The organism is Herbaspirillum sp. UBA812, from assembly GCF_002296545.1.
In the GTDB taxonomy this organism is placed as follows: Bacteria; Pseudomonadota; Gammaproteobacteria; order Burkholderiales; family Burkholderiaceae_D; genus Herbaspirillum; species Herbaspirillum huttiense.
The window spans coordinates 1-10,582 of sequence record NZ_DBIC01000263.1 but is presented as its reverse complement, the minus strand read 5'-3'; the positions used below and the strand labels follow the sequence as shown (position 1 = coordinate 10,582).

The 10,582-nt window shown below is 61.5% G+C and carries 9 protein-coding genes; 3 read left to right on the top strand and 6 right to left on the bottom strand.

The features are described 5' to 3' along the window. Positions 1-197: 197 nt before the first annotated feature. The 3 genes from B3873_RS17675 (at position 198) to B3873_RS17665 (ending at position 4,285) form a co-directional block, all read left to right on the top strand. A complete protein-coding gene (locus B3873_RS17675) occupies positions 198-1,379 on the top strand; it encodes an RtcB family protein (protein WP_286867669.1) in 1,182 nt (393 codons plus the stop codon). 103 nt (positions 1,380-1,482) lie between these two features. Then, a complete protein-coding gene (rtcA, locus tag B3873_RS17670) occupies positions 1,483-2,511 on the top strand; it encodes an RNA 3'-terminal phosphate cyclase (protein ID WP_286867667.1) in 1,029 nt (342 codons plus the stop codon). A 169-nt stretch (positions 2,512-2,680) separates the two neighbouring features. Further along, positions 2,681-4,285: a methyl-accepting chemotaxis protein gene (locus B3873_RS17665; RefSeq protein WP_286867665.1), complete on the top strand. Its 1,605-nt coding sequence runs from the start codon at positions 2,681-2,683 to the stop codon at positions 4,283-4,285. A gap of 35 nt (positions 4,286-4,320) precedes the next feature. Here B3873_RS17665 and B3873_RS17660 read toward each other — a convergent pair whose 3' ends face one another. The 6 genes from B3873_RS17660 to B3873_RS17635 form a co-directional block, all read right to left on the bottom strand. Then, positions 4,321-4,587, bottom strand: coding sequence for a PAAR domain-containing protein (locus tag B3873_RS17660; RefSeq protein ID WP_039788468.1), 267 nt, complete (start codon positions 4,585-4,587; stop codon positions 4,321-4,323). A gap of 85 nt (positions 4,588-4,672) precedes the next feature. Next, a complete protein-coding gene (locus B3873_RS17655; protein WP_286867663.1) occupies positions 4,673-5,761 on the bottom strand; it encodes a T6SS immunity protein Tli4 family protein in 1,089 nt (362 codons plus the stop codon). Between the two features lie 8 nt (positions 5,762-5,769). Beyond that, on the bottom strand, positions 5,770-7,494 hold the full coding sequence (locus tag B3873_RS17650) for an esterase/lipase family protein (RefSeq protein ID WP_286867661.1): 1,725 nt from the start codon (positions 7,492-7,494) through the stop codon (positions 5,770-5,772). Next, positions 7,491-8,564: a T6SS immunity protein Tli4 family protein gene (locus B3873_RS17645; protein WP_414651550.1), complete on the bottom strand. Its 1,074-nt coding sequence runs from the start codon at positions 8,562-8,564 to the stop codon at positions 7,491-7,493. Before B3873_RS17645 ends, B3873_RS17650 begins: the two co-directional genes overlap by 4 nt. A gap of 5 nt (positions 8,565-8,569) precedes the next feature. Beyond that, on the bottom strand, positions 8,570-10,312 hold the full coding sequence (locus tag B3873_RS17640) for an esterase/lipase family protein (protein ID WP_286867659.1): 1,743 nt from the start codon (positions 10,310-10,312) through the stop codon (positions 8,570-8,572). A 3-nt stretch (positions 10,313-10,315) separates the two neighbouring features. After that, the coding region (locus B3873_RS17635) for a hypothetical protein (RefSeq protein WP_286867657.1) at positions 10,316-10,582 on the bottom strand (267 nt) is incomplete at its 5' end.

Genomic DNA, 10,582 nt, shown 5'->3' with positions numbered 1-10,582 from the left:
GGGGCAGGAGCCCCGACTTTTTCAGGTGAGGCGCGAATGCGCAAGCGACTACCTTCACGGAAAACCTGTCGCTGGCACCCTTGTCGCGCCTCGCCTTCCCTCATGTTCAGCAAGAAAGTAACGAAAATGGACAAACTCGACAACATCCACCAGCGACCTACGACACCCTGGCCACCGGGCAGGGCAAGCCGGTCAAGATGTGGACGCGCGGCGTGCCGGTGGAAGCTGAAGCAAAAACCCAGCTGGGCAATACGGCCAGGATGCCGTTCATCTACAAGCACATTGCGGTCATGCCGGATGTGCACGTGGGCAAGGGCTCCACCATCGGCAGCGTGATCCCGACCCTGGGCGCGATCATTCCCGCCGCCGTGGGGGTCGATATCGGCTGCGGCATGATGGCGGCCAAGACCACCCTGTGCGCCGCCGACCTGCCGGACAACCTGGGTCCCTTGCGCAGTGCCATCGAACGCGCCGTGCCGCACGGCTCCTCGCCGCGCACGCGCAGCCATCGCGGCCGCGATCAGGGTTCCTGGGAAAATCCGCCGGCACCGGTCGATACCGCATGGCAGACGCTGAAGGATGAGTTCGACGTGCTGTGCCAGAAGACGCCCAAGCTGGAGAAGACCAACCACTACAAGCACCTGGGCACGCTGGGGTCGGGCAATCACTTCATCGAGATCTGCCTGGATGAAGAGGGCGCAGTCTGGTTCATGCTGCACTCGGGTTCGCGCGGCGTGGGCAATGCCATCGGCACCCACTTCATCGAACTGGCGCAGCAGGACATGCGCAAGCACATGGTCAACCTGCCGGATCGCGACCTGGCCTATCTGAAGGAGGGCAGCACGCACTACGACGACTATCTGCAAGCCGTGGGCTGGGCACAGAAATTTGCGCGCATGAACCGTGAAGTGATGATGCAGAACCTGATCGCCGCTGTACGCAGCGTGATCGCCAAGCCTTTCCAGACGCACGTGGAGGCGGTGAACTGCCACCACAATTACGTGCAGAAGGAACATCACTTCGGCCAGGATGTGCTGGTCACCCGCAAGGGTGCAGTATCGGCCCGTGCCGGCGAACTGGGCATCATTCCCGGCTCGATGGGGGCCAGGAGCTTCATCGTGCGCGGCAAGGGCGAGGCCGAGAGCTTCCACAGCTGCAGCCACGGTGCAGGACGCACCATGAGCCGTACCGAGGCCAAGAAACGGTTCTCGGTAGAGGATCACATCCGCGCCACCGAAGGTGTGGAGTGCCGCAAGGACGAAGCCGTCATCGACGAAATCCCGATGGCCTACAAGGACATCGATGCCGTCATGGCGGCCCAGCAAGACCTGGTGGAAGTGGTGCATACGCTGCGCCAGATCGTCTGCGTGAAAGGCTGAAATACATCGTACCGAGGGCGTATTACGCACTCGGTACGATGCTGGTCAGGCCCGCTCGCGCACAGGAACAAAACGCAACATACGAAGAAAGAAAAGAACACACATGTCCTCTCCTCTGACCCTGGATGGCCGCCATGGTGGCGGCCAGATCCTGCGCAGTGCGCTGAGCCTGGCGATGATCACGGGGCGTCCATTCGAGCTCGGCGCGATCCGGGCGAAACGCCCCAAACCCGGTCTGATGCGCCAGCACCTGGCCGCCGTGACGGCCGCCGCCACCCTGTGCGACGCCGTCGTGGAAGGTGCCGAGCCCGGCAGCAGCGCGCTGCGCTTTGCGCCCGGTGCGCTGCGCAGCGGCGATTACCGTTTCGCCATCGGCTCGGCCGGCAGTACCACGCTGGTCTTGCAAACCCTGCTGCCCGCCCTGCTGGCCGCGCCAACGGGGCGCTTCTGCATTGAGGTCAGCGGCGGCACGCACAATCCCCTGGCCCCGTCGGCCGATTTCCTGCAGCACTGCTTCCTGCCGCTGTTGCGGCGGATGGGGGCATCGGTCACGCTGGAGTTGCTGCGGCACGGATTCCATCCGGCCGGCGGCGGCCAGGTGCGCCTGCAGGTGGAAGCGGGCCATGTCTTGGGCGGATTGGTCCTGGAGGAGCGCGGCGCGCTGCTGCAGACGCGGGCGCGCGCCCTGGTGGCCAATCTGCCGAGTGCCATCGGCAAGCGGGAGTTGCAGGTCCTGGGCGAAGCCGTGGAGGGCTTGCAGGATCGCAAGGTGATCCCGCTGAGCGACTGCGATGGTCCGGGCAATCTGGTCGAATTGCATGTGACGCATGCGCATGTGGACGAGCTGTTCTGCGGCCATGGTGCCAAATCCCGGCCGGCCGAACAGGTGGCTCTGGAAGCCCTGGGGCCCATGCAGCGCTATCTGCAGAGCAATGCGGCGGTCGGCGAGCATCTGGCCGATCAGCTGATGCTGCCGCTGGCACTGGCCGGCACGGGGCGCTTCACCACCACGCAACTGAGCCCGCACATGGCCTCCAATGCCGAGGTGATCGAGGCCTTTCTGCCGGTGCGCTTCGGTTTTTCTCCTGCGCCGGGAGCGCTACGGGTGGAGGTCATGCCCGCGCCGGGCTGAGCCCGGCCGCACTCCTGCTGCGCGGCATCGGCCGCGCTTGGATTCCTCCTTCCTGTCACCTATGCTGAAGCGGGCAGGCCGCAACGTGATGCCACGCATTAGTTGCTTTACGGTTACGCCGCGCCAGCGGCTTGCTTGCCGACAATCAACGATAACAAGGGGGAATTCCATGAAACTTTCCAATGTGACCATTCGTGCGCGCCTGTGGCTGGGCTTCGGTCTGCTGATGATCCTGATGCTGGCCATGGCGGCCAGCGGCATCGCCCGCCTGGGGCAGCTCAACGGGCAAATGAAGGATGTGATCCACGACAAGTATCCCAAGACCGTAGTGGCGGGCGATATCGTCGACCAGCTCAACCTGATCGCGCGCTCGGTACGAAACATTCTGCTCTTGAAGCGCGAGCCGCAGATAAAAAGCGAATACGACCGCATCACCGGTGCCGACCGTGCCATCCGCGAGGACCTGGCGCAGCTGGAGAAGCTGCTTACCGACGACGACAGCCGCAGCGCGCTGAAGAAACTGGTGACGGCCCAGAACGCCTACTTCGAAAAACGCGACAAGGTGCTGGCCATGGTGCAGCAGGGCGGCAAGGAAGGTGCGATCGACATGCTGATCGACGAGGTGCGGCCCGTGCAGAGCGCCACCATGAGCGCCGCCGACGCCCTCATCAAGCAGCAGCACGACATGATGAAGAGTGCCGGCGATGAAGTCGAAAGCAATTACGTTCAGGCCCGCACGCTGCTGCTGGTGCTGGCGGCCGCCGGGCTGGCGGCGGCGGCGGCGATCGCCTGGATGATCACGCGCAGCATCACCGCGCCACTGGATCGCGCGGTGCGCGTGGCCGAGACGGTGGCGGCCGGTGACCTGACCTCGGCCATCGATACACAGGGCCGCGACGAAACCAGCATGCTGTTGCGCGCGCTCAAGAAGATGAATGACCGCTTGCTGGACATCGTCAGCCAGGTGCGGGTCTCGACCGATACGATTGCCACGGCCAGCAGCGAGATTGCGCGCGGCAATCTGGATCTGTCCTCGCGTACCGAAGAGCAGGCGGCCTCGCTGGAGGAAACGGCCTCGTCGATGGAGCAGCTCACCGCCACCGTCAAGCAGAACGCCAGTCATGCCGGCCAGGCCAACCAGCTGGCCGGATCGGCCTCCGACATCGCGCGCCAGGGCGGCGAGGTGGTGAGCCAGGTGGTCGATACCATGGGCGCCATCGACGCGTCCTCCAAGAAGATCGTGGACATCATCGGGGTCATCGACGGGATCGCCTTCCAAACCAATATCCTGGCCCTGAATGCGGCGGTGGAAGCCGCGCGCGCGGGCGAGCAGGGACGCGGCTTCGCGGTGGTGGCCTCGGAAGTGCGGGCGCTGGCGCAGCGCTCCGCGACCGCCGCGCACGAGATCAAGGGTCTGATCGCCGACTCGGTGGCACGGGTCGGCAATGGCAGCCGGCTGGTGGAGCAGGCCGGACGGACCATGCAGGACGTGGTGCAAAGCGTGCAGCGGGTCGGTGCGGTGGTCACCGAGATCAGCGCCGCCGGGCAGGAGCAGAGTGCAGGCATCGAACAGGTCAACCTGGCCATCGTGCAGATGGATCAGGTGACCCAGCAGAACGCCGCGCTGGTCGAGCAGGCCGCAGCCGCGGCACAATCCTTGCAGGATCAGGCGGCGCAGCTGGCAAGGCTGGTGTCGGTGTTCAAGCTGGAGGGCGGGGCACCGGAGCTCAAGCGCGTTGCGGCACCCTCGGCGGCGCGGCTGGCCTATGCGTGAGACCGTTCACGCAAGATCGCACGAAAGGGATAGCGCTATTGCGCGCTGAAATTGCCGGCACTGGCGATGAGCGTGGCACCACAGCTGGTCTTGTGGCCGTCGTAGGCGACGGCGATGCCATCAATCTTGTGATGCGGGTGTCCCTCGGCGATGGTGCAGTTGTCGTGCCCCTGCCGGGGGCAGCTGCAGGCATCGCCGACCCGCGCGACCGGCAGGCCGGCCACCTTGAAATGGGTCGCGCTCACTTGCGTGACCTTGCCGCCGTGGGAAGTGGCGTCGCCGAGGCGGATGATGTTGGACATGGTGGATTCCTTTCAAGCAGGGTAGGAGTGGAGGCGAGGCCAGCGTGAACCTCGGGCGATGGACCCGAGACCTTGCTGCAGGCGGCTATGGCGGCGTACCTGACGTGGTTGATGCTGGCGCTACCTGCGTTGGCCGCAGCCGGAAGCTCGTCAGCACGGCATCCCACAGCTGCAGCGCTTGCGTATCGTTGAGTGTGGTTTGTTGCGCATTGCTGTCCTGGTCGTGATGGCCGGTGGTCAGTTCGATCTTGATGGCGGGGGTATCGAGCGTGCCCTGGCCTTCGGTTTCCCAGATGAAGCTGTGGCTGCGCCCGCCGCCGCTGTTGGGGACGGTGACCAGGAATTCCTGGCCCCGGTAGGGACCGATCTGGCGGTCACCCTTGCGCAGCACGCGCACGGCAGTGGCCAAACGGCCCAGGGTCTGAAGTCCGCTGCGCATGCGCTCCAGCAACGGACGGTCGTGCTTGCTCATCGCCAGGGGATAGAACCAGACGGACACGAAGGCATCCGGGTGGCCGGCAATGTCGATATCGATGCCGGCTTCTTCGTTTTCCCATTCGGGGTTGGCGATGAAGCCGCCTTCGAAGCAGTAGCCGGGGGCGGTGGGGATGTCATGCGTCGCTCTTTTACGCAGGCCAGCCAGCGTCAGGCGCATGCGTTCCACTGCGTCGTCCTGATAACTCGGCATGCCGGCGGGCGGTGGGCTCATGCCGGCCTCCGTCCTGAATAAGTAACGGGTGCCATCGATCCAGCGATAGCCTTCTACCTGCACTATTTCCTCGATAAAGCTCTCCTCCCAATAGACAAAGATTCGCGAATACTGATCAGGCTTGATCAGCAAGCGTAACAAGCCAGGTTCGATATCGTGCCTGGCCGATCTGAGAATCTCTTCCTTGGCGACCATTTCCTTCTCAAACTCTTCCTGGCTCATGTCCTTTGGCTGCTCCAGAAGAGCGAAGTCATAGCGATAATTACCGCCACTCAATGTCGAACCTGCTGGCAGGTCGAGCAGAAAACGGCCGGTACAAAAAGTGGAGACTGCTGGAGTTGCTTGACGTGACTGGGCACTATTCATGATGGTCAATCGTTGGAAAGGTGTCAGGTCTCCAGACAAGGACGTCAAGACCAGCATGGCCGTGACGACTTTCAAGCGCGGAGACTTTTTGATGCTCATTATTCTTCTCAAGATTTCCGCAACAGCCCCGAAGAATTGACAATACGGACTATTGAATACAGGGTGACCGCCTGAGAAATTGCGGCATTGTAGGAAAACTGGTGGTCATAGCTCTCGTGCGACCTCAGCTTTCCTTCATGCTTGAAAAGCTGAACGACAAACGGTTTCGGAGCGGCTCCCGATTCGGCAGGGACAGTTCCATCTCCAGCGCCGGTGCCATCCTGCAGAATGCAATAGCGATTGTCCTCGCCGCCAAATCGCAGCTCCACCATTCCATTCAGATCATCCGCTACCAGCTGCGCTTTCGCCGGATCGCCAGGCACCATCGGCTTGCACTTCCAGTTGATCTCGTTCCATGCCAACTGTTGTCCATCCGCGGCGTAATACGCGTAAGTATTCGGGTGATAGCGGTCTTCAATCTGTTTGTGAAGGGAGCGCGCGATTTTCAGGGTCCTGGCATATCTGTCGAAGTCTGGTGCGGGTCGCGTTTTTGCGACCGTCACTTTTCCATCCTTCTTGGCATGCTTGCTATCTTCACGACCGGCCGGATCAATCAAATCCTCCCGAATCAGCTTCCACCAATCCGACGAATTGTTGAGATAGATGTTGCGGTAGGGATCGCCCTCGCCCAGAAAGTTTTCCATTTCCTCAGCCATTCCACTCTGCCCGATACCCACGTAACTCACCCGCAGCCAATGCCGTTCCCCGCGATTGCTCCAGGTCTTGTATTGCGCCGTCGGCAGCAATTCCAGTGGTCCGGGGGCATTGGCCATCACTGCCGTGCACTCGGCGGCATTGCGCCCCAGGACGACCTGCCCGGCTCCCTCAAAGCCGGCCCGGATGCGCTTGTAGGTCGCCGGCGCACCGAGGGCCGGCATCACGCCGTGCACCACGCCCAGGATGCGCTCGGCCATTTCCGGCAACTCCGCACAGGCGCGGGCGACCAGACCACCCATGCTGTGCGTGACCAGGATCACCTGCTCGCAACTTCTTCCCTTGCTGCGGTAATAGGCGGTGATGCGTTCGATTTCCTTGGCCAGTCGCTGTGCCGATACCTTGTTGCTCTGCAGCCAGTTGTAACCCACTGCGTGCACCGGATAGAGCAGTTCAGCAGCCTCCCGCAGCTGCTTTTCCTGCAGCGGCGTGAAGGGCTTCTGCGCACCCAGCTTGCCTGCATCCTGTCGTGCCATCACGAGTTCCTGCCAATGTGAAGTGAGCTTCTTCCCCTGGCTTGCAGGGTCGAAGATCAGGGCCATGCTGGTCTCCAGCAGTGAAAGAATGGGCAGATAGCTGTCCGCGTGGAGTTGCCCCCAGCCGCGCCATTTGATGCGCTCGGCGTCGCTCTTGCCGGGGGCGAAGGCCAGCAGCGTCTTGCTGATGTCGTCGGGAAAGGCCGGGCCGTCTTCGTCTACCTCGGTACTATCGGGATTGAGCAATCGCTGTCGGTCCGCCGCCGTGCGGACGACATGCTTGAGCGCCAGCGCCAGGGTTTCCCATCCGCCCTCCGGAGGAAACCACGCCGGGCCCTTGTCGCGACCTTTGAGCTTGAGTCGTGTGCCCATGATGCCGGGTACGAATACGATGGGCATGACAATGTCCGGACTGGTCAGGCACAGGGCTCGTACCTTCATGCGCTGGCCGGTCAGCACCGACTGGGCGATCTCGTTGCCTTGCTCGTCCCATGCGGTCGGGACCAGGCGCGTTGGCGCGGGTCCCTTGACCGGAGCAATCATGGCCGGCTCCCTTGGGGATCCAGCACGGGGCGCAGCCGGAAGCTGTTGAGGACATCGTCCCACAGCTTGATGGCCTGTTCATCGGTCAGCCTGGTTTGTTGCGGATTGCCGTTCTTGTCGCGATAGCCTGTGGTGAGTTCGATCTTGAGCGCAGGCGTGTCGAGCGTGCCGTCGCCCTCAGTCTCCCAGATGAACTTGTGGCCGCGCATGCCGCGACTGCTGGGGGCGCTGGCGAGGAATTCCTGGCCCCTATAGGGGCCGACCTGTCGCTCGCCCTTGCGCAGCACGTGCACTGAGGTCGCCATCTGGCCAAGCGTCTGCAATACCCCGCCCATGCGATCCAGCAAGGGCTTGCTGTGGGCACTCCTTGCGAGCGGGTAGAACCAGACCGAAACGAAGGCATCGGGATGGCCGGCGATGGTGATGTCAATGCCGGCTTCTTCCATTTCCCATTCGGGGTTGGCGATGAAGCCGTCTTCGAAGCAATAGCCGGGCTCAGTCGGAATGTTGTGGGTTGACCGTTTTTGCAGATTGGCGAGAATCTTGCGCATGCGCTCGATCGTGTAGTCCTGGCGGCTCATTGTTCCGGTTCTGGGTTTGCTCATGCCGGCCTCCTTTTTGAACACGTAACGAGTGCCGTCAATCCAACGGTATCCATCAACCTGCGCTATTGATGTAATACCGCTTTGCTCCCAATAGACGAAGATCCACGAGTGCAGATCCGGTTTGAGCAATAACCGCAACAGACTAGGCTCGACGTTATGCTTCGTTGACCTGAGGGTCTTTTCCTTGGCCGCCATTTCGGTCTCGAACTCTTCCAGACTCATGGATTTAGGTTGCTCCAACCGCGCAAAGTCGTAACGATAATTGCCGCCACTGAGTACCGATCCTGCTGGCATATCGACCAGGAAACGACCGGTACAAAAAGTTGAGATGGTTGGATCAGCTTCCTTGTCCTGTACTTTGTTCATGATGGCAATCTTGGGTTGAGGTGAGAGGCATCCTGATAAAAGAAAACTGGCAGCGATAACCAGATAGGGAATAAGTCGAAACGATTTACTCATCAGCATTTTTCTCATGAAAGCGTTTTCAGAATCTCCGATGTGTTCACGATTCTGATGATGGAATAGAAGGTGGTCGCCTGCGCAACCTTGGCGTTGAAAGAAAACTGATGGTCATAACTCTCGTGCGACTTCAGCTTTCCTTCATGCTTGAACAACTGGACGACGTACGGCTGCGGGGATCGACCTGACTCAGCCGGAACCGTGCCATCGCCTGGGCCTGTGCCACTCTGCAAAATAAAAAACTGGTTATGGCTGTGGTACTGGTCGAAGCTCAGCGTCACCGTGCCGTTCAAATCATCGGCATCAAGCCGGGCCTTCAGCGGATCACCGGACACCATGCGGTTGCATTTCCAATTGATCTCGTTCCACGCAGGCTGCTGTGGGTCGGCGGCGTAATACGCGTAGGTATTGGGGTGGTAACTGTCTTTAATGTGTTGATGAAAGAGCTGTGCGACTTCCATCTTTTTTCTATACCGATCAAAGTCAGACGTTTCTTCAGCCGTACGAACCAGTAACTTTCCCTCACTCTCAGCCCGCTCCCTATCCTCCCTCCCCGCCGGATCAATCAACTCCTCGCGCACCAGCTTCCACCAATCCGACGAATTGTTCAGATAGATCTGCGCGTAGGGATCCCCCTCGCCCAAAAAGCTGTCCATCTCCTCGGGCATCCCGCGCTGGCCGATGGCGCGATAGCTGGCGCGCAACCAGTGCCGCTCTCCTTGATTGGTCCAGGTCTTGTATTGCGCAGTCGGCAGCAGTTCCAACGGCCCCGGCGCATTGGCCATCACCGCCGTACAGTCAGCCGCATCGCGTCCCAATACCACCTGCGCCATGCCTTCAAACCCGGCCCGGATACGCTTGTAGGTAGCCGGCGCGCCAATGGCCGGCATCACGCCATGGATGACGCCCAGAATGCGTTCAGTCATTCCCGGCAGCCGCGCACAGGCACGTGCCACCAGGCCGCCCATGCTGTGCGTGATCAGGATCACGCCCTCACAGCGCTTTCCCTTGCTGCGGTAATACGCCGTAATACGCTCGATCTCCTCAGCCAATCGTTGCGCCGAGACCAGATTGCTCTGCAACCAGTTGTAGCCCACCGCATGCACCGGATAAAGCACCTCTGCGGCATCTCTCAAGTCTTCGTCCGAAATTGCAACAAAGGGCTTCTGCGCGCCCAGCTTGGCCGCATCCTGCCGATCCATCACAAGCTCCTTCCAGTGCGAAGTGAGCCGGGCCCCCTGGCTGGCAGGATCGAAAATCATCGCCATGCTGGTCTCCAGCAGCGAAAGAATGCCGAGATAGCTGTCTGCATGGAGCTGTCCCCAGCCGCGCCATTTGATACGCTCGGCGTCGGTCTGGCCGGGAGCAAGCGACAGCAGGGTCTTGCTGGTGTCATCAGGAAAAGCCGGACCGCTATCATCCACCTCAGTGGTCTCCGGATTGAGCAAACGTTGCCGGTCTGCCGCCGTGCGGACCAGATGCGTGAGCCCCAGCGTGATCGTCTCCCAAGTGTTCTCGGGCGGCAGCCAGGCCGGCCCCTGGTCGCGTTTGCTGACCCTGAGCCGCGTCCCCATGATGCCCGGCACGAACAGAATGGGCACCACCACCTCCGGCGTGGTCAGACACAAGGCCCTGACCTTCTGGTTCTCTCCGGTCAGCACCGATTGCGCCACATCATTGCCGTCTTCATCCCAGGCGGTGCCGACCAGCCGGGTCGGTTCTGCCGCCTGCTCCGGCAGGGAAGATTGCTTCATCCTCTACTCCTTCACGATCCGCAGCCGCGCGATACGCAGGGCCTGGTCCTGGCTCAAGGCCGTACGTCCCTGTTCATCAGTGACGCCTTCAATGACGCTGCCGTCATCGAGCTCGATGCGATAGCGCTGCCGCACATGCGGCCGGCCACTGCCGCGCCGGGCCAGGATGAAACGTTCGTCGGTACGCATGGCGCTGGCCGGCAGTTCCACGCCCGGAGGCGCACTGTCAGCACCGCTTACATGATGGAAATTCGCCGAGCGGATGATGTG